Genomic DNA, 25,921 nt, shown 5'->3' with positions numbered 1-25,921 from the left:
ATATAAGATCATGAAAAAGATGGCAGAAATTGCAATAATCATCGTGTTAGTCATCATCTTCACTTCACTGGGTGATGCACTCGGCGGTTCAATTTATGGCCGCGGCAGCTTTGGCGCAGTCTTTAGTGACTCACTTATCGCCATGGCATTATTAGGGGGGATGTCATTTGTGGCATACTTGATTGCACAAATCCCACCATTAGGTAAGTTACCTGTGATTTTCTGGGTATCTTTAATTGCTGCCGGTTTGTGTTCACCGTTATTCCCTTACGATAAAGAAATGATCGCAATGACAGGTAAAATATCACTTGCTGTTATTAGTACGACGGTACTTGCATTTGCCGGTCTTTCACTCGGTAAAGATATTGATAAATTTAAAGCTATTTCATGGCGTATCATCCCAGTTTCACTGGCGGTCTTTACGGGAACATTCTTATTCGCTGCACTTATTGGTCAAGTGACACTTTCATGGAGCGGCGTTATCTAACAAGAGGAAATATTTACCATGACAATGACCAAAGACCAATTGAAAGCCATCGTCTGCGAGACAATTGCATCCCATAAAGGGGATATCAAGAAATTAGCAGATGATATTTGGGCAGAGCCTGAGCTAGGCTACAAAGAAATCAAAACAGCAAAAAAAGTGGAAGCTGCATTTTCTGCGCTAGGCGTTAATTACCGAAACCAACTCGCATTAACAGGTGTTAAGGCGCGCCTTAAAGGTGGAAAAGGGAGTAAACATAGTATTGCTGTGATTGGTGAGCTCGATGCGATTATTTGTGCAGAACACCCAGAAGCCGATGATTTAACGGGTGCTGCCCATTGCTGCGGGCACAATGCTCAAATCGCTAATATGATGGCTGTGACTATTGGTCTGGTTAAGTCAGGTGCTATGCAATACCTCGCGGGAGACGTCGTTCCTTTCGCCGTTCCCGCTGAGGAGTATGTTGAACTGGCTTATCGTAATAAACTGATTGAACAAGGAAAAATTAGTTATATCGGCGGTAAGCCAGAGCTGATATCCCTTGGTGAATTTGATGATATCGATATGGCGATGCAAATTCATTTAACCAGTGTCAAACCAGAACGTGATACCGGTTTTATTGAAATGTCGACCACCACCAATGGGTTTATTGGCAAGTTGATTAACTACAAAGGGAAAGCATCTCATGCTGCGGCTGCCCCTCACTTAGGTGTCAATGCCCTCAATGCCGCAATGATGGGGATTATGGGAGTGAATGCGATCCGCGAGACCTTCCAAGAAAAAGATTATATTCGTTTTCATCCGATCATCACGCAAGGCGGCGATTTGGTCAATGTCACCCCAAGTGATGTCCGTATGGAAAGTTATGTCCGAGCGTCAAATGTCCCTGCAATGATTGATGCGAATGAGCGTATTACTCGCGCATTGGTTGCTGGTGCAATGTCTGTCGGTGCAGAGGTAGAAGTCAAAGATTTACCGGGTTACCTCCCACTGTATAACAACGATACGTTGAACCATTTGTTGCAGCAAAATGCCCATGACTTGATTGGTGAAGAAAATGTTTGGGTTGCTGGGCACATGACGGGAAGCACGGATACAGGTGACTTATCACATATCATGCCAGTGAGTCACCCATGGATTGGCGCAATTCGTGGTGGTTTGCATGGTAAAGATTACGTTGTTTTTGATGATGATATGGCCTATATCCGCCCAGCTCAAATGATGGCAATGGCAATTATTGACCTGTTATTTGATGATGCATCCCAAGCTGATGAGATGTTAGCTGATTACACCCCATTAATGAGCAAAGATGAATACCTCTCATTTATCGGCTCTTTTAAGAACTAATTATTAAAATATTCCCCTTATTGCTATGTTAATTATAATAAGGGGAATATGATTTTTTTAGCTTTTATCCCACCTTTAAAATTTTTTCTTCGCATTAATTAATTTCTTTTTACATTCGCCATCTCATTTAAAAAAATTTCTAAAATCATACCAATCACCGCCCTACTTTAAATAAAAAATTTAACTTAAACCCTATTCAGGCTCGCTTTAAAATATAAATATCCTTAATATTAAAATTGAAAAATAAAATCATAACAAATTGATATAAAAGGATTTTAATTGAATTGATGATTTTTTATTATTATTTTAATAAATTACCATCCTTATTATTCATGAGCCATGCAATACTGATATGATATAAACACGATCTCCGTCACGCTCACTTTTTTAATATCCACGCTAAAATTGACCTATAAATTGATAGATAAAAAATAACGAGTAGAAGTAGACATCATCCTATTTCTGAATCTAATTTTTAAAATACACATAAATTAAATGAGCGCGCTGTTCATTATTCCATGCTCACACCAGGGGCCCTTTAACAGCATTAAAAACGCTTTCTGTATACGGGATAAAACGTAATGACCAACAAATACAATATCAGTGAAAAACTCTTTGCTTTAGAAACATTTAGCAAAAAAACACGTCAGGATTTACATAAAATCCCCGAATTGTCTGGGCTAGAATTCAAAACCTCACAATATTGCCGTGAATTGATGGAAAGCTTTGGCTATAACATTCGTTTATTCGAAGGCTACACAGGTTTTACCGCTGAATTGATTGTCGACCCAACCAAGCGCTTAATTGCCTATCGTACTGATATCGATGGCCTTGAAATGCCTGATTTAACGTGCAATGAGCACAGTTCTGTCCATGAAGGTTGCGCCCATAACTGTGGCCATGATACCCACATGACCATCGCCTTAACCGCAGCGAAATACCTCAGTGAAAACCGTTCTGAACTCACCCATAACGTCCGTTTTATCTTCCAAATGGCGGAAGAGGACATGCGAGTACCGGGCGCTAACAAAATGGTCGAAATGGGGTGTATGGAAGGCGTCGACGAAGTTTACGGGTTACACAATGATGCGGCCTTTGAAACGGGTTATATTAAATTCAATTCAGGAGTTATGTCCTCATACGGTTCAGCATGGACACTAGATGTCCATGGTGTGTCTGCTCACGGCTCAACCCCTCATAAAGGGTTAGATGCTATCCGCGAAGCAACACGTATCATTGATTATATGGACTACATTGTTGCCAAAAAGACCGATCCTTTCAGTCCCGCTGTATTTGGTTGCGGCATGATTAATGGCGGAACGATCCCAAATGCGCTAGCTGACCATGTTCAAGCACGCGGAACGATCCGTTCAATGGATGAAGAAACAGACAAAATATTAAAGGCAAGTTTCAATGAAATTGTAGCTCGCAGTGAAGCTGGTGGGTTTAAAACCACATTGGAAGCCAGCGGTTATCCCGCTGTCGTCAATCACCCGCAAGCGGCCAAAGTCATTTATGATGCTGCAGCCGCCTTTTTACCACTTGAGCATATTGATTCAAACGGTAAGCCGATGACAGGAAGTGAAGATTTCAGTTATATGATCAATGCCACTAAAGATAAACTCGGTGCCATGTACTTTTTAGGAAGTGGTAATCAAGCAAAAGGGATTAATAATTACTTACATGCAAACCCGTATTTTGTTGATGACGATTGCTTGCTGATTGGCGCTCAAATCTTTATTAATATCGCCACTCGTTAGAATAAATATAATACACACAGTAATATTAAAGCCGAGTAAATTCCATTACTCGGCTTTTTTCTTAATCATCCGCAGATAAGTCATAGCTCAGGCAATTCTCTATATAACCTATCTTTCTCACTTTGTTCTGTAGGTACCCATTGATTTGGCTGATGTATATAATTCAAATCAAGATGGGGAGCGTAATGAGAGATAAAATCATACATATAATCTTTTAAATGCATGTGCCGATTAATACAAACATGTGTATAACTTGGCTTGACTAAGTGGCTAATATCAATACAACATAATGCTTCACTATCTTCCTCTGGGTCAAAAGCGACCGTTGAAATAATACCGACCCCAGCTCCACGTTTCACATAGTATTTAATGATTTCAGTATCTACCGCAGTTAAAACAACATTTGGCGTTAATTTATGTTGATAAAAGACTTGATCGAGCTTTGAATGCCCTGTAAAACCAAATACATAGGTAATTAGCGGGTAGTCTGCAAGGTCTTCAATCCTAAGCTGTTCACATTGAGCCAATGGGTGGTCATGAGGAACAATAATACTGCGAGACCATTGATAACAAGGCATTACCAATAAATCATCATAAAGGTGCATAGACTCAGTCGCAATGGCAAAATCCACATCGCCATTATTCACCATCTCTGCTATCTGAGCAGGCGCGCCTTGGTGAAAATGCAAAGAAATATTGGGGTAACGTGCGTTAAAACGCTCAATCACTTGCGGTAATTTATAGCGGATCTGGGTGTGGGTTGTTGCAATATGCAGGTTTTGTTTTATCGTCGTATCTTCATGAGACACGATACTTTTAATTTTATCGAACTGCGCAAGAATATCACACGCAACATGATGAACTTTCTCGCCAATCGGACTCAGCGATAATAAGTTATTATTTTTCCGATTGAATAATGAAACGTTCAGCTCATCTTCCAATATTTTAAGTTGCTTACTTACCGTTGGCTGAGAGGTATACAGTTTTTCAGCCGCATTCGTGATATTAAAATCACTTTTTACCACTTCAACAAAGCTTTTAAGCTGACTAATGTTCATTGCTGGATTATCCAATGTATAATGGACTAAAAATAGAGATACAAGCACAGTCCAAGATTTAACATCTTGGTTATTCTGTGCAGGAATTATACCATAACGAACTGATTAGCAATAAGTACACTGTGGTTTATTCCCTAGTAAAAACAGTCCAAAACATAAATCATAAAATAAATATTCTACAAGAACCTATAATATTCAGCGCGATAAAACCACTGCTCTCAACACCCCATTGCGGATCATGGCAAGGGGGCTGTGTGAAGTTTCACTGTCAGAATTGCGATAAATAGTGATTTCATTCATTTGGCTTACCCTAAATGAAATAATGATAGTCGAAGCACTAAAGCAACGAGTGTGACAATGAGTACAGGGAGTGTCATGATAATCCCTGTTTTGAAATAATATCCCCATGTAATGGTCATGTTCTTTTGCGATAAAACATGTAGCCACAGCAATGTTGCCAAACTGCCAATTGGCGTAATTTTTGGCCCCAAATCAGCCCCAATCACATTCGCATAAACCATCGCTTGCTGAATTAATCCTGATGCTTCACTTCCTTCAATGGACAAGGCACCAATTAATACCGTTGGCATGTTATTCATTATTGAGGATAAAAATGCAGTGATAAATCCCGTACCAATTGTTGCTACCCATAACCCTTTGTCTGCAAGGTAATTCAGCGTTTCAGAAAGATAATCGGTTAACCCTGCATTTCTTAAACCATAAACAACCAAATACATTCCTAAAGAGAAAATGACGATTTGCCACGGTGCTCCACGTAATACTTTGTTGGTATTAATTGTATGGCCTCTGGCTGCAATCACCCAAAGAATTAAAGCGCCAATAGCCGCAATTGCACTCACTGGAATACCTAATGGTTCTAAGACAAAAAAACCGATAAGCAACAGCACTAATACCAGCCAACCTGCTTTAAACGTTGTCATGTCCTTAATGGCTAAGGCGGGCTCACTCAGTTTGGTAACATCATATTGTTTAGGAATATCTTTACGGAAAAACCAATGCAGCATCGCTAATGTTGCAATAATTGCAGCAATATCCACTGGCACCATAATCGATGCATATTCAGTAAATCCAATATTAAAGAAGTCCGCAGAAACGATATTCACGAGGTTCGAAACGATCAGCGGCAAGCTCGCCGTATCTGCAATAAACCCGGCAGCCATGACAAATGCTAATGTCGTGCCTTTGTTGAAACCAAGTGCCAATAACATCGCAATCACAATGGGCGTTAATATCAATGCTGCGCCATCATTGGCAAATAAGGCCGCAACCGTTGCTCCAAGTAACACAATATAACTGAATAACAGTTTTCCTTTCCCCCCGCCCCACTTGGCAACATGTAATGCCGCCCATTCAAAGAAACCACTTTCATCTAAAAGTAGGCTAATGATAATGACGGCAACAAATGTCGCCGTGGCATTCCAAACAATATTCCAAACAATCGGGATGTCTTGAAAACTGATCACACCAAAGATCAGGGCTAATATTGCCCCTATTGTTGCACTCCAACCAATACCCAACCCTTTAGGCTGCCAAATAACAAACGTAATCGTTAAAATAAAAATTAATGCAGCAATCAACATAACGACCTCATGAACAAGGGTATAGATATACCTTCCTGAAATAAATTGGCTAATTAACCGACCCAATTAACTTTGCTCATTCCCATGCCAATATATATGAATATTCATATATATTGACTTAAAAAATTTTATACTGCACAACGGCCAGCAGGTTCTTTTGTCTCTAGGCTGTTAAGCAAATCTGCAACTCTATTTTTCTCTGTGGCATAAGTTACATCAATGATACTTTTCACCCACGGTAGTAATACTGGAGATAAACGATAATGAACCCATTTACCCTGTTTTGAATCGAGCAAAAGACCTGATTCTCTAAGCATTGCTAGATGTCGAGATGTCTTTGGTTGCGATAGATTTAAAGCCGTATAAATATCACACACACACAGTTCACCAGCTGCTTTCAAAAGCAGCACGATATCGAGCCTTGTTTGATCACCTAAAATTTTAAACAGTTGTAATGGTTCCATGTGTACCTCTTTAGTCTTTTCTTTAAGTTACACCCAAAAGACACATACGTCAAAACGTATATATTATATTTAGCGCGATAGTGCCGTATACCTCAAATATGACTTAATATCAGTAGACGCCAGTTGAACGAAGAAGAGTTAAAGCTTCAGCTTTCGCAAAGCCACCAGTATTGCAAGAATATCACCATCTGATAATTCTATTGCCGGTGATGAAAGGCTGACAAAAAATAATCCTACCCGTAGCATACCTGTATTTCTCACTGCCTCCGTTTCAAACGGAACCATAAAATTAACACTAATGCGATTTCAAATTGAACCTGCTATTAATCAATCTTATTTAAACTTTATCTTTCAGGTTTTAACTTGAACATAATCGTCGTTGATTCAAGAGCGCCATTAACTGATTGAGCGAACTCAGGAATTTCACCGCTAGCATGCTTTCCCTTCGGTGTTTACCATTTGGTTTTATACATAATTCAAGTCCAACAACTGAATAGCACCAGCTATTGAAAAACTTAACCCTAATATAGAGTATGAAGTAACAAGAAGACTGGCCGAAATTAATGGCGTTATTTACGCTAATCTCATGAGTCCGCAAGGAACTAAATCAGGCAAGCTATTGGTCTAACTACCCAGCCAAAGGACGAGCTAGATCCCAACCGAGTGTTAGCTTAGCGGGAGTGCATCAGGATTTGTATTATGTAAATATCCACAGTCCTTCATCTAAAACATAACTAAGAACTTTATAAGCTAAATTAGTAAAAATTATATAAATAAAAACCCACAATAAAAAAGGCATCCATTCTCTAGCTGCTTTCTTTTTTGCTCTAATGTTTTTTCTCACCTTGTCTACTAACAGGGTAAGGCCAGCAATAACGAAACCCAATAAACAGACCACAATCAATACATAGACAGCTAACATCAAAAAAGCATACATAAGTGTTCGCACTGTATTATATCCTTATAAAGGTACACCTAAACTTAACTTAAATTCCATATCTAACATATATTATTTCAGGCAATAAAAAACCCACCGGAGTGGGTTAGTTTTCATCTCTAAATTTTTGGGCTATTTGAGCCAACTCATCCATGACCTTATAGTCTTGTGCTTTTAAGTGAGCATCAGGATGTAGTATGGCTATAATTGAGTATCGGTGATCTTCAATAAGCCCCTGCACATACACCAAGCAGATATCTTTTTCAGGATTTCCATTTTTGTGAGTTCTGTAATATTGAACCCTATCATCTGGAAATCTATCTGGTGGTATTTTTAAATGAATGTGCATCAAACAAGCTTTTTCAGCTGAATATGGCTTAACGTATGAAACATCTCTTCCGAAATAACTAGGAACAACTCCGTCGGACTTATATTTTTTAAAGTCTTTGAGTAGCTTGGCTTCGAGATCTAAATGTTTTTGGAATAAGTCGCCAAAAAATTGATTTCTTGTTTGCTCGTTTATAGTTACTTCTATTTCGTCCATGAATTAGCCAGTAAAGGAATAATCACCTGAAATTATTTTCTTAGTTGTATAATCAGCTAATTCCCCTAAAGCATTAAAGTCGATATCACTTTCGAATGTTTTAGGGATAGTGAATAACTGACGAGAAAAATCATTTAAACGAGCTATTGCATATCTAGCCTTAGCAACTGTTCGCAAGTATGATTTCATTTCCGTTTTTTCTTCATCGGACAAGTCGCCTTGCTTAACCATTACTTTAAGAACATTTTCAAATCCTCTTAAAGCAGCTTCGCAAGCTTTGTTTTCATCAACCCCATTTTGAAGCATAACGCCATGAGCTTGATAATCATCCATCTCTAACAGATTAAAGTAGTACGCGTTTATTTCATCAGCTAGCTTATTAACTATCTGATTTCTTTCTGCATACTCAGACTTAAGCTCTGTAACATTATCAATCACATTTCTCTTCATGACATGCGACTCCTTATCATTACATGCGTCAGCGAGCGAATACGAAGGAACGCTGAGCACTCCACCCGCTAAAATCGCTGCAAAACAATGTTTTAGTAAAGGATTCATTTTCATGCCTTATCAAATTGCTAAATATACCTTGGAGTATATTAGAATTAAGTTAACTTAACCGCAAGCTCTACTTGTATCTTGAATATCGAGGTGTATAATACCGCGCCTCGATAATACCCACCATAACAACTATCAAGACTGGTAATAAAAAATTACCAATAAAAATACCCATCAGCAGGTTAACCTCAGATTACCGATTGATTTAAAAGATAAAGTTCAAGAGTTAGCTGAATTTAATAATCGCTCAACCAATCAGGAAATGGTCACAGCTATCGAATATTGGATACTGCGTAATTCTCATGTTGAAGTTTTAACCATAAAGGTCGTCTTTCCTTTTGGTTAGATCACTTCGACGGTGTGAAGCTGAAAGATATTACAGAAGCAAAAATTTATGTAGCTGTAAGCAAGATGAGAAATAGGAAGGTTAGAGAGCGATGGGAAAAACAAGCTGAAGCAGCCAAGCGTAAGGGAAAGGAAATCCCTGCTTATTCAGAGGCCCAAGTAACAACAGCCACCAAAGAAAAGCATTTGGCAATAATAATGAAGTCATTGCTGAGAACTGCTGAGAGAGAATGGAAATGGTCAGAAGGTATGCACATCTTGCGCCTAATCATTTAAGCGAACACGCGAGACATATTGATACCATTTTTAATGATAACGATACAATTACGACACAATAAGGAAATCAAGCAGGATTAAAACCAGCATAACTTCCCTACAGGATTCGAACACGAGTAAATTAACATTGTTTTATAATGAAAATATCGTGTTCGATAAATTTTATACCAACAAATATACCAACAATTATTTTTCTATCATAATGCCTAAGCTTTTCTACTTCCCTGAAATCGACATCTTCGCCAACTCTGGATTATTAGCCTCAAAGATGGATAGTGGTAATTCAACCTTACGACCGTTTTGATCTTCCACCGCTTTAACCACTTCAAATTCAGCAACATCCTCACACGGAATTTCCAATCCTGCAAAGGTGGCACGCATTGCACTAGAATCGCCAAAAGGTTCCACTTCCAGTACCGTATCCCCTAATACTTTTCCTTTTCCATCCTTCATTCTCAAGGTTATCTCAAGCGCACCAAATTCAGCATGGTCTAAAACCATATGGTTACCGCCGTTATCGAGAGTAAACGAGTAACCACAATAACCTCTGTTAATAAAATTTGAGCTTGTATGTGTAATACTTGCGTAGCGTTGTTCATTTGCATATGCAAATGAACCCAACACCAACATACTCAGAACGAATAGGATATTTATCTTTTTCATCATATATTCCTCATGAACAAATTCATTTAGTTGAATTAAAAGACCACTCCCTTCGGAAGTGGTTTAAGCTTGACGATGAAAGAATGAAGACAATGAACATGTATCCACATTTATCGATTTTGTTTCTCTCGCTCCATTTCTTCTAATGTCTCTTTTTGAATACGTCCATATTTTTGAATATCCTCATAAGCTTTCATGTTAGTTTGTAACCCGCCTTGCATTCTATTTTTCTCTTTCCAACGAGGGCGATTTTTACCTGAAAATTCTTTCTTTTGGCTCCAATAACCGATGGGGTACTGAGCCACAATCGTTCCTCCGACACCAATGTCCACCGTAGAGTATTGACCATTGTTGATGTAGCCCTTTTTAATATAAGCATTTGGACTACACGTGCCGGTATCTCGTTGTTGCCAAAAACCTTCAGTTCTCGCTACGATATAAAAATCACCAAATGCACACCCAGAGGCAGATTTTCGGTTCAGTACGGCAACATAATGTTTGGTTGAACCCACTATTTTACAGGTACTGTTTTGGCTGCCACAGACTTGCCATAAAGTTTTACCACCATCACCTTTATATTCCCAAATTGTATCTTTAGGCGGCTTGCTGGCGGCAAAAGCTTGCGAAGCGATAAGACATAATGATGCGGATGTAATAAGAGCTAAATATTTTTTCATTTAAAATTCCTTTCAATATTATTAGATACGTCAATATTGACGCAAGATAAGCACAACTTAATAGGTGCTCAGTTTTCTAAGGTGTAGCGTATTAAGTGTTCAATTCATGAATGGCTGAATGTTTCTTTACAGTGAAATTGCAGTCTCTCCTTAATCTCACTGGAGATAGTGTTTTGATTTTTAATCGGCGTTATCCATTCAAAATTGCAATCGCGGCACATCCAACCCGTACCCCATGCAATGATGTCTTGCTCAGAAGAACAGTGAGGGCAATGTGTGGGATACGATGTTAGTGGGGTTAATAACGTCATGGTCGGCTCCTTTCTTTGTGTGATGGAAGAGAGGTAACTACTTGTGATATCAATCGAAAATGCGGTAAGGCCGCGATAAAATTGTTTTGTTGTGACAGTTGCATCACTACGTGTTTCGGTGTGAAAGGGGTATTAAGTGGTTGAACTTGCTGGATATCCTCTAACAGTAAAACATGCACTTGCTGGTGGTATTCCGCCAATAAATACCACTGACCTTCACGGTAAATCAGTTGATAGGGTTGTAGTGGATTAAAACGACGCTCAAGCGTGAGTATGCTAATAGATTGCTTACTGGTAATGGCATACACCAATTGATAGAAATGGTCGGTATGTAAAGCAGAAATCTTATGGGCGTGATGCCAAATCAAACAAGGTGCATGAGGCTGCTGAGTTAACAGCAATCCCAGTAAGCGACTGTCTAGCCCCGGGAACAACCGAGTCATTCCAATCTGTTTCACAAAGGTAAGAACATCTTTGTCTCGATAAGCTTTTAGCGTATTGATGGGCAAGCGATAACAACCTTGCCGACCTTCTACACCTAGATAAGCCAAGCGTTCACGTAAGTCCCGTTGTAAGGTGCGTTCAGAAACATTGAACTCTTGGGCTAAACATGAGAGCACAAGGCTTTCTCCTGCCATTAAGCGGGCAATCAGCGCAGAGAGTCGCACAGCCATGCGGTCATATTTTCGGTTAATCTGAAACATAACGTATTGCTCTCAATAACAGACGTTAGGAAATTAAGAAGTGAGGGAGTTTAACTTAGGGGATTGACAGGTTATGTCTGTTGGGAAAAATTCTCATTAGGCATTTTAATGAAAAATCACTATAAGTAATTCATTGATAAATAACGTTATGCTTTTTATTTGAACGATAAGAAAGTAAGGCGTAACGACACAACCTGTCAGGGCGGAAAAATTAGTTGGGTTGGCGAAGGACGAGTTGGTTAAATAAGGTATCCGCCATCACCCAGAGGGCTTTATTGAGTTTGATATCGCCATCAATCTCATTCACCGAACGAGTGCGAGCGCGTTTACCTTTTGCAGTTCTGCCTGATAATCCCCCTTTAATCAGGTTTTCTTGTAGACGTTGGTACACTGTCCAGAGGTCTTCTTTTTTATCTTCAAAGCGTCGAGGCTGTAGAATTTGCTCTCGTGTGACGGGCTGGAACTCTTTACCAAAGCGGTAGGTCAACGCCGCCTCCGCAAAGGCTTGCTGGGCGGGGGGAGGTAACAATAACGACTGCATACTTTCGCGTTTCTCTGCCACTTGCTCAAACGTATCGAGTACTTCATACGCCCCTTCAATCACTTTCCTCACCACATCCCCTTTATGGGGCTATGAGCATCTATTCATAGCCTCACCTATGTTGATCTCTCAACTATGTGTAGTTTGTTGCTAATCCGTCTCCATTTAACCTATTATAGGTAGCTGGCTTAAAATTTCTCCTATACATAGTTTTCATTTTCGAACCAACCTGTTGTCTCCCATTTCAAGGAGATAATCATGAATACCGATCAACCTACTTTATGCAATCACGGTGATCCTACCGGTTATGTTCCATTATTGATTGAATACAGAGAGACACTTCGAGAGTACTTAGCATGTCGTGGATATTCGAACAGTTATATTCAGCGTTGCGGGGAGGTCATGGCACAGTTTTCACGTTGGATGTCGGAAATGCGCCTGTCCTTGTGTGATGTAAATGAGACTCTGGTTGAAGAATTTTTGCACCAGCGCGTTCCCGATTATATTGAGCCTGTTTCGGGATATCGGCGCAACCATAGTCGCTCGCCCCTAGGGCACTTGTTAAACATGTTGCGGGCCATAGAGTTAATCCCACCTAAACCTATTGATATGCTCCCAGTGGCTGTAGAGTTACGCCGTTTTGACGACTATTTACTACAAGCCCGTGGATTCGCGCGAAGTACTCGGGAGACTTCCATACGAATTGTTGGCAGATTTCTTCGCGATAAATTCAACGATGGTGCCATCAATTTATCCACGCTCACCCCCGCACATGTTCGTGATTTTCTTGTCTCACAGGCTAATGTCTATAGAACACCGGTAAGCTTTAGCCTCGTTGTGTCCAGTCTGCGTGGCTATTTTCGGTGGCGCATAATGCAAAAGGATGATTTGTATGTTTTGATTGGCGCCCTTGCAAATCCGGCTAACTGGCAGCAGGCATCTTTACCTAAGTCACTCAGCACCGACGAAATTGAACAACTGCTAAACTCACTTGGGCAAACAGACCCAATTGGATTGCGTGCTGATGCCATGGTGCGCTGTGCTCTGGATCTCGGCCTTCGTATTGGTGAAATCGCCCGCCTGAGCCTGGATGATATTGATTGGGTGAGCGGAACAATCACCCTGCGTCGGACAAAAGGCCGCCGGGACGATGTAATGCCCCTGCCCGTAACTACAGGCAATGCCATCGCTGCCTACCTACAGAACGGCAGACCGAAGACCCTGCATCGGGAGGTCTTTGCCAGCCATAAAACACCTCGTGAACGTCCCATTAGTAGATCGGTAGTCAGTATCGCTATACGCCAGGTATATGCACGTGCCGGGCTTCAGTACACCAGTGCCCATCTACTGCGTCACACGATGGCCAACAGGTTGCTTGCGACTGGTGCGTCGATTAAAGACATTGCTGATATTTTGCGTCACCGCTCGTTAAATTCCACATGCATTTATGCCAAACTCGACAGTCGTAATCTGGCACGCGTAGCTCTGCCGTGGCCGGGCTTTTTTGACATGGATACTGCAGGGGGCCAGATATAATGGGCGATCTGACCACACAAGTTGAATGTTATCTTTCTGAAAAACGGTATCTCGGCTTCGAAATGAGTCATGCCAGTTATTGTTTACGTAGCTTTGCACGATACGTACAGCGAGCCAATCATCAAGGGCCATTAACTCTTGAATTGATGACCGAATGGGCATCAAAAGGCCGGTTTACCGAAGCTGTGCCTATTAGCATGGCCCACGGTCGCCTGAAATATTTGCGTACCTTCATGCGCTGGTTGCAATTCTCAGAACCGGAACACGAGGTGCCAGATGGCTCGGTCTGCGGACGAAAACCAGAGCGCGGAACGCCGCATATCTACAGTGAGCAAGAGATCGAGGATCTGTTGGCTGCGGCGAAGAGGTTGGGCCCGCACAACAGCATCCGAGGTCTGCTCTACGAGACACTCTTTGGCCTTCTCGCAAGCACTGGATTGCGTATTTCTGAGGCTCTGTCACTTCGCATTAGCGATGTAGACTTACGTAGGAGCATATTGATAATCCGGAGAACCAAGTTTGGAAAATCACGTTCAATCGTGTTGCACCCGAGTACGAGCAAGGCATTACATCAATACCTGAACCAACGTAAATTAACGGGGGCAGCATCAGATGAAGATGCTTATTTTTTCATCGGATTACGCGCTGATGTATTAGGAAAACCATTAGGCGGACAACAAGTTTGTCAGGTATTCCGGGCATTACGCCGGGAATTGGGCTGGGTTAATCGTGGCACTCATCATGCACCACGTATCCACGATCTACGGCATTCATTTGTAGTCAGGCGGATTATTCTGTGGCAACAACAAGGGATCGATGTTGCTCATGAGATGCTGTCACTATCGACTTATTTAGGGCATGCCAGCATAGCGGAGACTTACTGGTATCTACAGGCGGTTCCGGAGCTGATGGCGGCTTCGGCAAAGCAATTCGAAATGTGTATGCCGGAGGTGAATGATGCGTAAATCGATGTCTAAGCAATCAAGTTTCCCGGAAATTGTGCAGCAGTTTTTTACTGAATACCTGGTGGCGCAAAGGGCTCTCAGTCCGCAAACAATCGCCTGTTATCGGGATGCGCTCAAGCTATTTCTTGAGTTTGCAACTTCGCAGTTGCACAGACAACCAGTAGCCATGAAGTTGGAAGACATCACGCCAGATCTCATCTTGAAGTTTTTGGATAATCTGGAGTCAGAACGTCAGAATACTGTACGAAGCCGCAACCTTCGCCTAACTGCCCTACGAACGTTTCTCAGGTTTGCTGGCCGACGAGACATTACCGCATTACACACGGTAGAACGAGCACTCAATGTACCAATGAAACGCTTTGATCAGCCACTAATCGGCCACTTAACTCGCCCAGAAATCATCGCCATACTCGGTGACCCTGGTGATGACTGGATCTCACAGCGCGATCACTTGCTGTTTACGATTATCTATAACACGGGGGCTCGAGTGTCTGAGGTAATCAATATACGTGTTGTTGATGTCGTGCTTGATGGAAGCGCATGCGTTCATCTGAATGGAAAAGGGCGACGTAAGAGATCGATACCATTATGGAAATCCACGGTTGGAATTATACGGGCATGGTTGCGAACCAATCAGAACATGCACGGTGATGCGGCATTGCTTCCTGCCAGATCGGGGCAACCAATGACGCGAGCTAATGTGGCACAACGTTTAGCACTTGCAGTCAATCGTGCAGCAGCCACTCAACCCAGTCTGAAGACCAAGCGAGTGTCACCACATGTCCTCAGGCATACGACCGCCATGCACCTTCTGCAAAGTGGTGTCTCCTTCAATCTCATTGCTCTATGGCTTGGTCACGAAAGCGTGAATACGACGCATCGCTATGTCGAAGCCAACTTGCAGATGAAGGAAGAGGTGCTTTCTCGCCTTGATGCACCAGACACAACATTCAAGCGATTCCGGGCATCAGATGATCTACTCAACTTTCTGAAAACGCTGTAACTATGCAAATCAATTGTCGGCTCCAGGTCAATAAACTATAGGAGCCGACAATAGCTCCGCGAGCTAACTATACATAGTTGAGAAATTAACATAGGTGCGGCACGCGCACTTCACCAAAGGTATCGCCACAAACGAGTCCATTTTGACAAACATAACGAAAAAAGCCCGGTAACATCTGATAGCTACTGGAGCCATCATGGCTATTTAAGAGAATAATTTCAGGTACTTGTATTCCTGTAATTTGATCATGTCTTCTTAGCCGTAGCATATGCTTTGTGTGCTCTCGACGACTGGCATCACGTACACGAGTCTGACACGCAAAGAACGGGTAAAAACCTTCTTTTTGAAGACTATCCAATAAGGTAATGGTTGGTATGTAAGTGTAACGCTCACTTCTGGATTCGTGTTTTTCTTCAGAGAAAACACTCGGTACAGTACGGAACAATTCTTCGATGGTCAGTGGACGGTCACGGCGAATACTGTTAGCAGAGCCAAAACGCGAAGCTAATAAACTCATGATAGACTCCTGATTAATCAATTAAGTGGAAAATGGCAGCGGATTCGGAATGTTGTGAAGCGTAGTCACGTAGCTGATAAAAGCGGTTACACATCACTTCACTTTCTGTTTGGAATGACCAGATGCTGTACAGGATTAGACACACTGCAATGCCTGCCGCCTCTTGGCTCACGGTGGCTTCATTGCCATTATGCATGTTGAATAGGGTTAAGATGTCTGCGTTGATATCAGGGTAGATAAAGGCTCCCCCATTACTGAGCACGCCATACTCCCAGTAACCGCCATGATACTCATCACAGAATTGGCCCATCGTGGTGAAGATCACTACTTCAAAGGTGGTCCAGCCTTTCACACCACCAAAATGGTTGAGCCAAAAATCAAGGCGTTGTTCATCAGGGACTAATTCCATTGTGATAGCGGATTCGGTTGTGTTACTCATAAGTTGATACTCCAGTAAAAAGAAATAAAAAAGCGCCAATCCCGTTAAGGACTAGCGCTTGATGTCATCAATGTTGTGTTAATTTAAGAAGTTAAAAGAAAAAACTCCACAGGGATTTAGCGACGGAGACGATGCTGTTTTTGACTGTGCCAATCGTGCTTTTTATCAAGACAGGCAGGGGAAGGATGTCTATCAGCGTATCGACGATATCACTGACGCATTGTCCAAAATCGTTACGTGCGGAGTTCTCTACGGATTGCGTTCGGTAAGTGTTGTTCAGTTGCCTAGCGACACCGCTACTAGCCTCTGCCGGTAATACCTGTATTAATTGCTCCGCTAATTCAGTCAGTTGGTAACCTTCTGCCGCAGAAACCGTCATCACAGGATGATGCGGCTTAAATGCGGTTATCACGGCTTGTTGCTTCAATTCTAAGCTAGCCGCTTGCTCTGGGGATGGCTGGTGGCTCAGTTCATTCCACTGGCGACAGGGCTCTATTTTGTCGGCCTGATTCAATACAAACAGAAATCGTTCAGATTGGTAGCCACATTGCTCAGTGAGAAAGCGATAACATTGTTCATCAGAAGACCATGCCCTATCATCGGCTTTGAGTACCCAGATGATTAAATCTAGTTCTGGCAATAAGTTACGATAGAGCTGGTGGTACTCTTTATCTCGCTCAAGGCTTTCACCTACGCCGGGTAAATCCACAAAGGTAAGCGTGTGATTGTTCATCGTCATACTGAAGCGTTGGGCTTGGCGGGTACAACCTGAAACATCACTCACGGGCGATAGTGAGGATTGGAACAGCGCATTGATCAGACTGGATTTTCCGGCTCCAGTTTTACCCATCAGGCCGATGGTGGGGGAGTAGTTTATTAGGTAGTTGAGTTGGTTGAAAAACAGATTTTTAAATGAAGCAGGAAAGGCAGAAATAACCCTTCCTAATTCAGGATATTCGTTCATATTGCTTCCTTGAAAATAAATTCATCATCATTCAAGGTAATAATATATATTTGAAATTGTTTTAATTTTTCTTTTCAACTAACGATATGAGTTCTTTAAGTGGATCTCGTGGCAAAACAATTTCTTCAATCATCGCCTCGATAATTTCGTTAATATTTTTATTATGATTTTTAGCTATTTCTTTTAATTTCAACATAGATGATTTTGAAATATACGTATTGAGTACAGCCTTATCTTTAACTCCATCACGATACTTTTTTTGGCTCCATGCCTTCCTTGTTTGAAATAAAAAAAGCTTTACACGTTCTACGGTTGAAATAACAGCCCAATAATCAAAACAGGAAACAATTATTTTCCATTTCTGATTTTTAATAAGAACATTAACATCATCAGCAGCAATATTTTCGCGCATCATCCTCTCTCCTATCCATTTTAACGCTTCAGTTTTTTTTGACAAAAATGAAAAAGGATCTGGATATTCTTTGGTAATAGATGAAGCTTTATCTCTCATTTGAAAAACTATCGCATTAAAATCTTTAGGGGTCATAAATAAAACCACAAAATCCAAAAAACAAACAATATAATGAAAAGGTATATTTTTACCCATCATTGGCATCAAATTTAAAGGTGAATAATTATACACTCCAGCCATAATTGATTTATGACCCATTTCTATAAGGTATTTATTATACGACTTCATGAGAAAATTTAAGATAACAAATGATATTCTTTCATTCCTTAAAAAAGATAGTTGTTCTATTGGAATAGTTTTTCTCTCCACCTTTCTTAAATAGTGATCAACATTATTTAAGACATTCCCGACATGCTGATTCAACTCACGAATTAACGTATTAACATTCTTACCTCTTGCCTCGATAATCATTTTATAAAAATCTTCAGGTAATAGTGTTTTTTCTGAAAGCATACAGAATAGGACAGCATAATATTGTCTACACTCCAAATAATTATCATTTACATCTACACTTATCATACACTCTCTCCACCTAGTATTTTTTGCAGACCTTTACGCTGTATTTTACGTAGTATTTAAGATGTTATTATGCTACATAACAATCAGTATTTATGTGTTGAAAATCACTATAACCACACAAATTATTATTAGAATGAAGACTAATCTTTAGATAAGCTAATATCAGAGTTGAACTACTTGAAAAAGTATCAGTTCACCTTTGTTCAAAAGCGCTCTGTCACGGTCATCGGTGATGAGATAGAGAAGAGCCTTGCCGTGTTGGTATAGTATTATCTTAATAAAGAAAACCTATCCCATAACTACACCTAGAATATTAATCATTACCCTGTCACTGACTCACTAATTCATATGCTCATCATTTTTCTAAAGTGATGAATTCTTATTTTTAACAACATCCATTCTAGATATGAAAATAAAACCAACCAAAGGTATCAATCATGTCTAGAAACACCTACAACGAGCATTACATTCAAAAGATAAACCACACCATCCGTAAATCACTCTTAACCTATAATCGAGTTACTGCTATTCGAGTGGACTTGCGATTTCCTTCATCGGATATAATTCACTTAAGTGATTCCAATGCCATCACCCGATTTTTTGAATCGTTAAAAGCAAAAATAAATGCTGACCTAAAACGTAAAAATAAAATATGGAAGCGTAACCATTCATGCCCTTTGTTTTATGTATGGGTCAGAGAGTTTGGTGAGATAAAAAACAAAAAACACTACCATGTACTTTTGCTATTAAATAAAGATGTTTATTGGAACCTAGGTGATTTTATTAAAACCAAAGGGACGCTCTATGCATTAGTACAACAAGCATGGTGTAGTGCTATTGGTGTAAACCATCCTGATAAGCGTTATTTAGTTCATATCCCGGACAACGCCGTTACTTGGCTAGATAATAATGAAACCCACAATGAAAGTGCGATATTCAAATTAAACCAGCGTTGTCGTTACTTAGCCAAAGAGCATACAAAATATTATGGTGATGGCGAGCGTTCTTTTGGGTGCAGCCGTTAATCTACCAATAAAAAACATGAGGGGGATATCTTTTGGAAGAGAGATATCCCTAAATATTCATCGATATCCCTTCTGCCTTTTAACTTTAAAGACAGGAGTTCAATAATGAGCACTCAAGCGATTCCCTTATTAGATGACCAATTCGTTGATATGAAATTTATAACCCGCTTAACCGGACTAACAGATAAATGGTTTTATAAATTGATCCAAGATGGGGAGTTTCCAAAGCCGATAAAACTGGGGCGTAGTTCTCGTTGGTTAAAGAGCGAAGTTGAAAATTGGTTACAAGCACGTATTGCCGAATCCAGAGTCTAACCATCACATCACTCTCCTATTCTGCGTTAGTAACACCAACATTTAAGTCACACTGAAAACTCAACAATGAGAAAGTATCATGCTCTTTATGAGACATTGCTACGCCTTTACCAACTCTGACTGAATGGACTTACCAAACTTACTGTCGCTCACGGAATGCTTCATCCCTATATCAAGAATAGTTACCAGCTGGTGGAGAGGATCATTGGCAAGCAGATGGAGAACCAGGGGCTGGAGATAATAATGAATGATTATGTATTATTCACAACAACATATTTTATTTAGTTAACAGCATAAACACATACAGAGTGTTGAAGTTGCCAACAACACTCAATCCCATTCACTTTCTTAGGGTTTGTACTTAACTGGCCTCTTCATTTGCATTTTTACATCGTGTACTACCAATCACTATTTGACCATCTTCCTTGATAAATTCACTTTGTTGCTGATTAGGCAATATATCTAATACGACCTCTGATGGCCGACACAACTTTACGCCCAGCGGCGTGACAACAATCGGCCTATTGATCAGTATTGGGTACTGCAACATAAAATCGATCAATTGCTCATCGGAATAAAGGTTATTTTCTAAATTTAATTGCTCATAGGGCTCAACATTTTTGCGGAGTAATTCGCTGACTGTGATTTTCATATCGGCGATAAGTTGCACTAGCACATCCTTAGTCGGAGGTGTTTCTAGGTAATAAATAATCGTTGGCTCAACACCACTATTGCGGATCATGGCAAGGGTATTACGCGAAGTGCCACAATTGGGGTTATGGTAGATAGTGATCTCATTCATGGGGTTACCTTTAATTTAATAGTGAAAGTCGAAGTACTAAAGCAACGAGTGTGACAATGAGCACAGGGATAGTCATGATAATCCCGGTTTTGAAATAATATCCCCATGTAATGGTCATGTTTTTTTGCGATAAAACATGCAACCACAACAATGTCGCCAAGCTACCTATTGGTGTGATTTTTGGACCTAAATCGGCGCCAATCACATTGGCATACACCATCGCTTGCTGAATTAACCCTGATGCTTCACTTCCTTCTATGGATAGCGCACCAATTAACACCGTTGGCATGTTATTCATTATTGAGGATAAAAATGCAGTTATAAATCCCGTACCAATTGTTGCTACCCATAACCCTTTATCTGCAAGGTAATTGAGCGTTTCAGAAAGATAATCGGTTAACCCTGCATTTCTTAAACCATAAACAACCAAGTACATACCTAAAGAGAAAATGACGATTTGCCACGGTGCTCCACGTAATACTTTTTTGGTATTAATCGTATGGCCTCTGGCTGCAATCACCCAAAGAATTAAAGCGCCAATAGCCGCAATTGCACTGACTGGAATACCTAATGGTTCTAAGACAAAGAAACCAATAAGTAGCAGTACCAATACCAGCCAACCTGTTTTAAACGTTGTCATGTCCTTAATGGCTAAAGTCGGTTCACTCAGTTTGGTAACATCATATTGTTTAGGAATATCTTTGCGGAAAAACCAATGCAGCATCGCTAATGTTGCAATAATTGCAGCAATATCCACTGGCACCATAATCGATGCATATTCAGTAAATCCAATATTAAAGAAGTCCGCAGAAACGATATTCACGAGGTTCGAAACGATCAGCGGCAAGCTCGCCGTATCTGCAATAAACCCGGCAGCCATGACAAATGCTAATGTCGTGCCTTTGTTGAAACCAAGTGCCAATAACATCGCAATCACAATGGGCGTTAATATCAATGCTGCGCCATCATTGGCAAACAAGGCCGCAACCGTTGCACCAAGTAACACGATATAACTGAATAACAGTTTTCCTTTACCCCCACCCCATTTGGCAACATGTAATGCAGCCCATTCAAAGAAACCACTTTCATCTAAAAGTAGGCTAATGATAATTACGGCAACAAATGTCGCCGTGGCATTCCAAACAATGTTCCAAACAATAGGAATATCTTGAAAACTGATCACACCAAAGATCAGTGCCAATACAGCCCCTACTGTGGCACTCCAGCCAATACCCAGTCCTTTGGGTTGCCAAATAACAAAGGTGATCGTTAAAATAAAAATCAATGCGGCAATAAACATAACAACCTCATTTAAAAGGTGCTTTTCCGCACCTTTTATTTTTAGAAAATAAAACTTACTCTGCAAGCTGACTTAATGCAGATATCCCCACAGGCTCTGTTTCAAGCAAAGGAACAATAGCAACACGTTTTGCCAATGTTGATGTCACTTTTTTAATCTGAGCGACTTCCTGTTCAGCTCTTGAAAGTAACAATGGTGATGTTGTTTCTGTGATAGATAGACTGTTATTGATTACCCACGCCCACGGATGTATATCTGCCCGTATTAAATCATTTTGCAAGTTCTCCGCCTCAAGCACAGGCGTAGTTTCAGCGAGTGTCGTAATAATAACTTTGGTGCGTTCAGGATCTTGTAATTGCATCATCGGCGTTAAATAATGACCTTTCTCGCCCATTTTTTTAGCAATTTCTTTATGGTATGCCCCTGTTGCATCCAGAAGTAATAATGTATGCCCAGTCGGCGCAGTATCCATGACGACAAAACGTTTACCCGCATCTCTAATGATGCGAGAAAAAGCCTGAAATACCGCAATTTCTTCTGTGCATGGAGAGCGTAAATCTTCCTCAAGTAATGCACGCCCCTCTTCATCTAAACCTTTCCCTTTTGTTTCTAAGACATAATTACGATAACGCTCAGTTTCAGCGATAGGATCAATTCGGCTAACTTGAAGGTTGGGTAAAACACCATCGAGGGTTGATTCAATATGCGCGGCTGGATCAGATGTGGTCAGATGTACATCAAGCCCTTTTTCTGCCAATTTAACTGCGATTGATGCCGCAATCGTTGTTTTCCCTACACCACCTTTGCCCATTAACATAATTAGCCCATGCTGTTGCTGAGATATTTCGCCAACCAGTTCTGACAAGGTAGGTAAAGAAATAGGTTGTTTTGTCGGGGTAATAGTTGGAATTTGTGGCATGTCATTAGATAACAACTGCTTCAGTGCATCGACACCCACCATATTGATCTTTTGTAAATAAAGAATATCGACAGGTAACGAGCGTAGTGCTTCAGGCATAGACTCTAATGCCGCTTGTTCACGAGAGTAGAGCGCATGGGATAACTTATCATTGTCAGTTATCGCAGTTTCAGGGAAAACACCATTGACAATCAATTGCTGATTTTTGATACCCAGAGATGACAACTCGCTATAGGTTCTTGCGACTTCCCTCAATGCGGCAAACTGAGGTCGTGCAACCAAGACTAGCCTTGTTAGTGATTTATCACTCAACGCTTTCACCGCCATGCTGTACTGCTCACGTTGTTTATCAAGGCCAGACATTGGCCCTAGACATGACGCACCATCAGGATTGTCACTAATAAAATCACTCCACGCACTCGGGAGTTGTAATAAACGGATGGTATGCCCCGTTGGTGCGGTATCAAAAATGATATGGTCAAATTGCTCTGTAATTTCGGTATTGGTTAACAACCCAGTAAATTCATCGAAAGCTGCAATCTCTGTTGTACAGGCACCTGATAGTTGTTCCGTAATACTTTGAATTACCGCTTCAGGTAAACTTTCTTTGATTGGATTAATAATTTTGTTTCGATATTCTTCGGCTGCGGCTTGAGGGTCTATTTCAATAGCAAATAGATTTGGAACCAATGTTATTGGCTTAATCTGATTTCCTATTGATTGAGAAAATACCTGTCCGACGTTAGATGCAGGATCTGTACTCACTAGCAGGACTTTTTTTCCATCCTCTGCCAGCTTGATTGCTGTCGCACAGGAAATTGAGGTTTTACCCACACCACCTTTTCCAGTAAAAAATAAATAATTAGGTGTGTTATCTAAAAATTTCATTTTATTGCTCCTGTTAACAACACGTTTTGTCATTACCGCAACACGATTTAACTATTTCGGCTTTTTCAATATTCAGGCGAATACCAAACCATCTGGCTAACTCATGTCGTTTTGGGTATCGACCAGTCAGCACAATCTCACCATCCAGAATCAATAGTGGAAGTGACTCGGCACCTGCGGTTTCCAAAAATGTTTTTGCTTTTGTGTTGTTAACGAACGCCATTGGCTCTTGTGCTAAATTAAAACGCCTTATATTTGCCCCTTGTTTTTTAACCAATCCACATCTGTTGCGAAGTCTACCAATGCTTGATCGACTTCTGTTCCACAAACACCAGTGCTACAACATAACGCTGGGTCAAAGACTTCTAGTTTTTTCATACCTCAACCTTATATATGTTTTTTCATATATGTTAATTTAAAAAATTTTATGTGGAACAACTACTCGCAGACTCTTTTGTCTCTAGACTCTTAAGCAAATCTGCAACTCTATTTTTCTCTGTGACATAGGTGACATCAATGATACTTTTCACCCACGGTAGTAATGCCGGAGATAATCGATAATGAACCCATTTACCATGCTTTGAATCGAGCAAAAGACCTGATTCTCTTAGCATTGCTAGGTGTCGAGAAGTCTTTGGTTGCGATAAATTCAAGGCCGTATAGATATCACAGACACATAGCTCACCAGATGCTTTCAAAAGCAATACGATATCCAATCTGGTTTGGTCACCTAAAATTTTAAACAGTTGTAATGGTTCCATATATGCTCCTTAATTATTGATTAGGATTCTAATCTCAAAAAACACATATGTAAAATCAAATATGAAAATTAATGCTAGAAAGGATTTTAAGCTGAAGAAGTCTTGCTAGTTGGACAACACTGAATAATATGAAGCGGTCATAAAAATTGGTCATAATTTTATAACAGTCTAAATCTGTAGTGAAATTTCATTAATCTCTTCATTAGAAAGGTTACCGAAGAAAAGTTACTGAGCTCTTCGGCTAAATTAAGTAAACCAGATTTATGTTTAACTGTATGATTGTTAATATATAAAATTGGAGTTACATCATATTTTTTACTATTTTCACATCCATATTAAAATATACTAACTCACAATAAACTACCATACCAGTCATGACTGGTATACACTAAATCAATGTGACACAAAATTCTGAATACCCCCTTATATTTTGCCTTTAATATCATGGTATACATGAGAATCATACATAGCTATATGATATTTTACATTGGGGCCGTATTTTCATCCTCTATATCTTCCAACCATTTAAGTGTAGCTTCATGAAGAGCTTCAATCAGGTTTTCAATATACATAATTAATGAATTAAACTTTCTAGGTTGTAAATTCACTCTAAACTCACCATGTCCCAATGAATTTCTCATACCAACCACTTCACCTAATTGCGACAAATCAAGTGATGAATAATCTAGTCCGATAGCTTCAAGATTTGTTTTTACTACAGACTCATTAACATTAGAAAAAGTCATAACTAATTCAGATACATCACAATCAGATAATACTGACTGATTAAACCTATCTATATCTTGAATAACACTACTTGTCAGTTTGAATGCACCTTTTGTTACTTTCTTTTTAAATTGACCATTATCATGTACTACACCTCGATGATAATCAATATCATAAATATTTCTTATCATATCAGTATATCGACTAAAGAAGGGCTCTTTTTGAAGCCATAGCGCCCTGATTTCAGGCGAATACTTTAATGCTTCTTTGTCTAATTGCTTTAATGTATTTAAGCATACAGATATTGTTTCAGTAAAAAAACCTTCCCAAGAAGAATAAATCATTGGTACAGCTATAGTTCTGAACATACTTGACTTATCTTGTTCTTGAGATCCAGTTAAAAACTGCTCAATTGATTTTATGCTATTAAGAAAATCAAAGCTTTCACTCTTTGTTTTTCTTAATTGTACTCGAAAATCTTCAAAATCAGTTATTCGCAT

The 25,921-nt window shown here is 40.1% G+C and carries 28 protein-coding genes and 4 pseudogenes; 11 read left to right on the top strand and 21 right to left on the bottom strand.

Annotated elements, in window-relative coordinates; genetic code table 11:
- Window positions 1-10 precede the first annotated feature (10 nt).
- From M1F26_RS05405 to M1F26_RS05395, 3 genes are all read left to right on the top strand, one after another.
- Window positions 11-487 carry a hypothetical protein gene (locus M1F26_RS05405; protein ID WP_004262394.1) on the top strand — a complete coding sequence of 159 codons (477 nt, stop codon included), beginning with the start codon at window positions 11-13 and terminating at the stop codon, window positions 485-487.
- Window positions 488-505: 18 nt separating this feature from the next.
- Entirely contained in the window at window positions 506-1,831 is a 1,326-nt protein-coding gene (locus M1F26_RS05400; RefSeq protein WP_140171146.1) for an amidohydrolase, read from the top strand.
- Window positions 1,832-2,412: 581 nt separating this feature from the next.
- Window positions 2,413-3,591, top strand: a complete 1,179-nt coding sequence (locus M1F26_RS05395) for a M20 metallopeptidase family protein (protein WP_125891525.1) — start codon at window positions 2,413-2,415, stop codon at window positions 3,589-3,591.
- 80 nt (window positions 3,592-3,671) lie between these two features.
- Here the strand turns inward: M1F26_RS05395 and M1F26_RS05390 are convergent, their stop codons facing one another.
- From M1F26_RS05390 to M1F26_RS05365, 6 genes are all read right to left on the bottom strand, one after another.
- Window positions 3,672-4,649 carry a LysR substrate-binding domain-containing protein gene (locus tag M1F26_RS05390; RefSeq protein WP_125891526.1) on the bottom strand — a complete coding sequence of 326 codons (978 nt, stop codon included), beginning with the start codon at window positions 4,647-4,649 and terminating at the stop codon, window positions 3,672-3,674.
- 305 nt (window positions 4,650-4,954) lie between these two features.
- Window positions 4,955-6,250: an arsenic transporter gene (locus tag M1F26_RS05385; protein ID WP_140171147.1), complete on the bottom strand. Its 1,296-nt coding sequence runs from the start codon at window positions 6,248-6,250 to the stop codon at window positions 4,955-4,957.
- A gap of 128 nt (window positions 6,251-6,378) precedes the next feature.
- The gene (locus tag M1F26_RS05380) at window positions 6,379-6,714 is read right to left on the bottom strand and encodes a metalloregulator ArsR/SmtB family transcription factor (protein ID WP_125891528.1); all 336 of its coding nucleotides are present in this window, start codon (window positions 6,712-6,714) and stop codon (window positions 6,379-6,381) included.
- 697 nt (window positions 6,715-7,411) lie between these two features.
- On the bottom strand, window positions 7,412-7,663 hold the full coding sequence (locus M1F26_RS05375) for a hypothetical protein (protein WP_140171149.1): 252 nt from the start codon (window positions 7,661-7,663) through the stop codon (window positions 7,412-7,414).
- Window positions 7,664-7,757: 94 nt separating this feature from the next.
- On the bottom strand, window positions 7,758-8,195 hold the full coding sequence (locus tag M1F26_RS05370; protein WP_125891530.1) for a type II toxin-antitoxin system YafO family toxin: 438 nt from the start codon (window positions 8,193-8,195) through the stop codon (window positions 7,758-7,760).
- A 3-nt stretch (window positions 8,196-8,198) separates the two neighbouring features.
- Window positions 8,199-8,753, bottom strand: coding sequence for a hypothetical protein (locus tag M1F26_RS05365; RefSeq protein ID WP_140171151.1), 555 nt, complete (start codon window positions 8,751-8,753; stop codon window positions 8,199-8,201).
- Window positions 8,754-8,907: 154 nt separating this feature from the next.
- Between M1F26_RS05365 and M1F26_RS05360 the strand changes: the two genes are divergently transcribed.
- From M1F26_RS05360 to M1F26_RS05350, 3 genes and pseudogenes are all read left to right on the top strand, one after another.
- Window positions 8,908-9,099, top strand: coding sequence for an Arc family DNA-binding protein (locus M1F26_RS05360; RefSeq protein WP_125891632.1), 192 nt, complete (start codon window positions 8,908-8,910; stop codon window positions 9,097-9,099).
- A gap of 14 nt (window positions 9,100-9,113) precedes the next feature.
- Window positions 9,114-9,374: a hypothetical protein gene (locus tag M1F26_RS05355; protein ID WP_140171153.1), complete on the top strand. Its 261-nt coding sequence runs from the start codon at window positions 9,114-9,116 to the stop codon at window positions 9,372-9,374.
- A pseudogene (locus tag M1F26_RS05350) lies at window positions 9,323-9,436 on the top strand (hypothetical protein); the annotation flags it as partial. The gene M1F26_RS05355 and the pseudogene M1F26_RS05350, both read left to right, overlap by 52 nt.
- A gap of 154 nt (window positions 9,437-9,590) precedes the next feature.
- Here the strand turns inward: M1F26_RS05350 and M1F26_RS05345 are convergent.
- The 5 genes and pseudogenes from M1F26_RS05345 to M1F26_RS05325 all read right to left on the bottom strand — a co-directional run.
- Window positions 9,591-10,037 carry an IrmA family protein gene (locus M1F26_RS05345; RefSeq protein ID WP_140171155.1) on the bottom strand — a complete coding sequence of 149 codons (447 nt, stop codon included), beginning with the start codon at window positions 10,035-10,037 and terminating at the stop codon, window positions 9,591-9,593.
- Window positions 10,038-10,147: 110 nt separating this feature from the next.
- Entirely contained in the window at window positions 10,148-10,714 is a 567-nt protein-coding gene (locus M1F26_RS05340) for a hypothetical protein (RefSeq protein ID WP_015422297.1), read from the bottom strand.
- Window positions 10,715-10,818: 104 nt separating this feature from the next.
- Window positions 10,819-11,025, bottom strand: a complete 207-nt coding sequence (locus tag M1F26_RS05335; RefSeq protein WP_115350755.1) for a hypothetical protein — start codon at window positions 11,023-11,025, stop codon at window positions 10,819-10,821.
- Complete coding sequence (locus tag M1F26_RS05330) at window positions 11,022-11,729, bottom strand: helix-turn-helix transcriptional regulator (protein WP_140171157.1); 708 nt, start codon at window positions 11,727-11,729, stop codon at window positions 11,022-11,024. Before M1F26_RS05330 ends, M1F26_RS05335 begins: the two co-directional genes overlap by 4 nt.
- A gap of 211 nt (window positions 11,730-11,940) precedes the next feature.
- Window positions 11,941-12,360 (bottom strand): annotated as a pseudogene (locus M1F26_RS05325) (DUF932 domain-containing protein); the annotation flags it as partial.
- A 168-nt stretch (window positions 12,361-12,528) separates the two neighbouring features.
- On the opposite strand from M1F26_RS05325, the gene M1F26_RS05320 reads away from it, so the two are divergent.
- The 3 genes from M1F26_RS05320 to M1F26_RS05310 are packed head-to-tail and all read left to right on the top strand — an operon-like array spanning window position 12,529 to window position 15,774.
- Window positions 12,529-13,806, top strand: a complete 1,278-nt coding sequence (locus M1F26_RS05320) for a site-specific integrase (protein ID WP_227528910.1) — start codon at window positions 12,529-12,531, stop codon at window positions 13,804-13,806.
- Complete coding sequence (locus M1F26_RS05315) at window positions 13,806-14,771, top strand: tyrosine-type recombinase/integrase (RefSeq protein ID WP_140171161.1); 966 nt, start codon at window positions 13,806-13,808, stop codon at window positions 14,769-14,771. Before M1F26_RS05320 ends, M1F26_RS05315 begins: the two co-directional genes overlap by 1 nt.
- Window positions 14,761-15,774 carry a tyrosine-type recombinase/integrase gene (locus M1F26_RS05310; protein ID WP_140171163.1) on the top strand — a complete coding sequence of 338 codons (1,014 nt, stop codon included), beginning with the start codon at window positions 14,761-14,763 and terminating at the stop codon, window positions 15,772-15,774. The genes M1F26_RS05315 and M1F26_RS05310 overlap by 11 nt, the downstream gene beginning before the upstream one ends.
- A gap of 94 nt (window positions 15,775-15,868) precedes the next feature.
- Here the strand turns inward: M1F26_RS05310 and M1F26_RS05305 are convergent.
- From M1F26_RS05305 to M1F26_RS05290, 4 genes and pseudogenes are all read right to left on the bottom strand, one after another.
- Window positions 15,869-16,291 (bottom strand): annotated as a pseudogene (locus M1F26_RS05305) (DUF932 domain-containing protein); the annotation flags it as partial.
- 13 nt (window positions 16,292-16,304) lie between these two features.
- On the bottom strand, window positions 16,305-16,730 hold the full coding sequence (locus M1F26_RS05300) for an antirestriction protein (RefSeq protein ID WP_140171167.1): 426 nt from the start codon (window positions 16,728-16,730) through the stop codon (window positions 16,305-16,307).
- Window positions 16,731-16,821: 91 nt separating this feature from the next.
- The gene (locus tag M1F26_RS05295; RefSeq protein WP_200129247.1) at window positions 16,822-17,694 is read right to left on the bottom strand and encodes a GTPase family protein; all 873 of its coding nucleotides are present in this window, start codon (window positions 17,692-17,694) and stop codon (window positions 16,822-16,824) included.
- 61 nt (window positions 17,695-17,755) lie between these two features.
- Window positions 17,756-18,685 (bottom strand): hypothetical protein, encoded by a 930-nt coding sequence (locus M1F26_RS05290; protein ID WP_140171171.1) that lies wholly within the window; start codon window positions 18,683-18,685, stop codon window positions 17,756-17,758.
- Window positions 18,686-19,122: 437 nt separating this feature from the next.
- Between M1F26_RS05290 and M1F26_RS05285 the strand changes: the two genes are divergently transcribed.
- Complete coding sequence (locus M1F26_RS05285) at window positions 19,123-19,710, top strand: inovirus Gp2 family protein (protein ID WP_004246168.1); 588 nt, start codon at window positions 19,123-19,125, stop codon at window positions 19,708-19,710.
- Between the two features lie 105 nt (window positions 19,711-19,815).
- Window positions 19,816-20,025, top strand: a complete 210-nt coding sequence (locus M1F26_RS05280) for a helix-turn-helix transcriptional regulator (RefSeq protein WP_036968140.1) — start codon at window positions 19,816-19,818, stop codon at window positions 20,023-20,025.
- Window positions 20,026-20,386: 361 nt separating this feature from the next.
- Here the strand turns inward: M1F26_RS05280 and arsC are convergent, their stop codons facing one another.
- From arsC to M1F26_RS05250, 6 genes and pseudogenes are all read right to left on the bottom strand, one after another.
- Complete coding sequence (gene arsC / locus M1F26_RS05275) at window positions 20,387-20,827, bottom strand: glutaredoxin-dependent arsenate reductase (RefSeq protein WP_036968137.1); 441 nt, start codon at window positions 20,825-20,827, stop codon at window positions 20,387-20,389.
- A 10-nt stretch (window positions 20,828-20,837) separates the two neighbouring features.
- Window positions 20,838-22,127 carry an arsenic transporter gene (locus tag M1F26_RS05270; RefSeq protein WP_140171173.1) on the bottom strand — a complete coding sequence of 430 codons (1,290 nt, stop codon included), beginning with the start codon at window positions 22,125-22,127 and terminating at the stop codon, window positions 20,838-20,840.
- A gap of 55 nt (window positions 22,128-22,182) precedes the next feature.
- Window positions 22,183-23,934, bottom strand: coding sequence for an arsenical pump-driving ATPase (gene arsA / locus M1F26_RS05265; RefSeq protein WP_140171174.1), 1,752 nt, complete (start codon window positions 23,932-23,934; stop codon window positions 22,183-22,185).
- 13 nt (window positions 23,935-23,947) lie between these two features.
- Window positions 23,948-24,312: pseudogene (gene arsD / locus M1F26_RS05260) on the bottom strand (arsenite efflux transporter metallochaperone ArsD).
- Window positions 24,313-24,359: 47 nt separating this feature from the next.
- Window positions 24,360-24,695 (bottom strand): metalloregulator ArsR/SmtB family transcription factor, encoded by a 336-nt coding sequence (locus M1F26_RS05255; RefSeq protein WP_140171178.1) that lies wholly within the window; start codon window positions 24,693-24,695, stop codon window positions 24,360-24,362.
- Window positions 24,696-25,177: 482 nt separating this feature from the next.
- Entirely contained in the window at window positions 25,178-25,921 is a 744-nt protein-coding gene (locus tag M1F26_RS05250) for an MAE_28990/MAE_18760 family HEPN-like nuclease (RefSeq protein WP_051459687.1), read from the bottom strand.

The organism is Providencia sp. PROV048 (genome assembly GCF_033688165.1).
GTDB lineage: Bacteria > Pseudomonadota > Gammaproteobacteria > Enterobacterales > Enterobacteriaceae > Providencia > Providencia hangzhouensis.
This window is presented reverse-complemented; position numbering and strand designations above follow the sequence as displayed.

Excerpts from the sequence above, each read along its gene's own strand:
- M1F26_RS05405 (WP_004262394.1), top strand. The coding sequence starts at position 11 with ATGAAAAAGATGGCAGAAATTGCAATAATCATCGTGTTAGTCATCATC.
- M1F26_RS05400 (WP_140171146.1), top strand. The coding sequence starts at position 506 with ATGACAATGACCAAAGACCAATTGAAAGCCATCGTCTGCGAGACAATT.
- M1F26_RS05395 (WP_125891525.1), top strand. The coding sequence starts at position 2,413 with ATGACCAACAAATACAATATCAGTGAAAAACTCTTTGCTTTAGAAACA.
- M1F26_RS05390 (WP_125891526.1), bottom strand. The coding sequence starts at position 4,649 with ATGAACATTAGTCAGCTTAAAAGCTTTGTTGAAGTGGTAAAAAGTGAT.
- M1F26_RS05385 (WP_140171147.1), bottom strand. The coding sequence starts at position 6,250 with ATGTTGATTGCTGCATTAATTTTTATTTTAACGATTACGTTTGTTATT.
- M1F26_RS05380 (WP_125891528.1), bottom strand. The coding sequence starts at position 6,714 with ATGGAACCATTACAACTGTTTAAAATTTTAGGTGATCAAACAAGGCTC.
- M1F26_RS05370 (WP_125891530.1), bottom strand. The coding sequence starts at position 8,195 with ATGGACGAAATAGAAGTAACTATAAACGAGCAAACAAGAAATCAATTT.
- M1F26_RS05365 (WP_140171151.1), bottom strand. The coding sequence starts at position 8,753 with ATGAATCCTTTACTAAAACATTGTTTTGCAGCGATTTTAGCGGGTGGA.
- M1F26_RS05345 (WP_140171155.1), bottom strand. The coding sequence starts at position 10,037 with ATGAAAAAGATAAATATCCTATTCGTTCTGAGTATGTTGGTGTTGGGT.
- M1F26_RS05340 (WP_015422297.1), bottom strand. The coding sequence starts at position 10,714 with ATGAAAAAATATTTAGCTCTTATTACATCCGCATCATTATGTCTTATC.
- M1F26_RS05335 (WP_115350755.1), bottom strand. The coding sequence starts at position 11,025 with ATGACGTTATTAACCCCACTAACATCGTATCCCACACATTGCCCTCAC.
- M1F26_RS05330 (WP_140171157.1), bottom strand. The coding sequence starts at position 11,729 with ATGTTTCAGATTAACCGAAAATATGACCGCATGGCTGTGCGACTCTCT.
- M1F26_RS05320 (WP_227528910.1), top strand. The coding sequence starts at position 12,529 with ATGAATACCGATCAACCTACTTTATGCAATCACGGTGATCCTACCGGT.
- M1F26_RS05315 (WP_140171161.1), top strand. The coding sequence starts at position 13,806 with ATGGGCGATCTGACCACACAAGTTGAATGTTATCTTTCTGAAAAACGG.
- M1F26_RS05310 (WP_140171163.1), top strand. The coding sequence starts at position 14,761 with ATGATGCGTAAATCGATGTCTAAGCAATCAAGTTTCCCGGAAATTGTG.
- M1F26_RS05300 (WP_140171167.1), bottom strand. The coding sequence starts at position 16,730 with ATGAGTAACACAACCGAATCCGCTATCACAATGGAATTAGTCCCTGAT.
- M1F26_RS05295 (WP_200129247.1), bottom strand. The coding sequence starts at position 17,694 with ATGAACGAATATCCTGAATTAGGAAGGGTTATTTCTGCCTTTCCTGCT.
- M1F26_RS05290 (WP_140171171.1), bottom strand. The coding sequence starts at position 18,685 with ATGATAAGTGTAGATGTAAATGATAATTATTTGGAGTGTAGACAATAT.
- M1F26_RS05285 (WP_004246168.1), top strand. The coding sequence starts at position 19,123 with ATGTCTAGAAACACCTACAACGAGCATTACATTCAAAAGATAAACCAC.
- M1F26_RS05280 (WP_036968140.1), top strand. The coding sequence starts at position 19,816 with ATGAGCACTCAAGCGATTCCCTTATTAGATGACCAATTCGTTGATATG.
- arsC (WP_036968137.1), bottom strand. The coding sequence starts at position 20,827 with ATGAATGAGATCACTATCTACCATAACCCCAATTGTGGCACTTCGCGT.
- M1F26_RS05270 (WP_140171173.1), bottom strand. The coding sequence starts at position 22,127 with ATGTTTATTGCCGCATTGATTTTTATTTTAACGATCACCTTTGTTATT.
- arsA (WP_140171174.1), bottom strand. The coding sequence starts at position 23,934 with ATGAAATTTTTAGATAACACACCTAATTATTTATTTTTTACTGGAAAA.
- M1F26_RS05255 (WP_140171178.1), bottom strand. The coding sequence starts at position 24,695 with ATGGAACCATTACAACTGTTTAAAATTTTAGGTGACCAAACCAGATTG.
- M1F26_RS05250 (WP_051459687.1), bottom strand. The coding sequence starts at position 25,921 with ATGCGAATAACTGATTTTGAAGATTTTCGAGTACAATTAAGAAAAACA.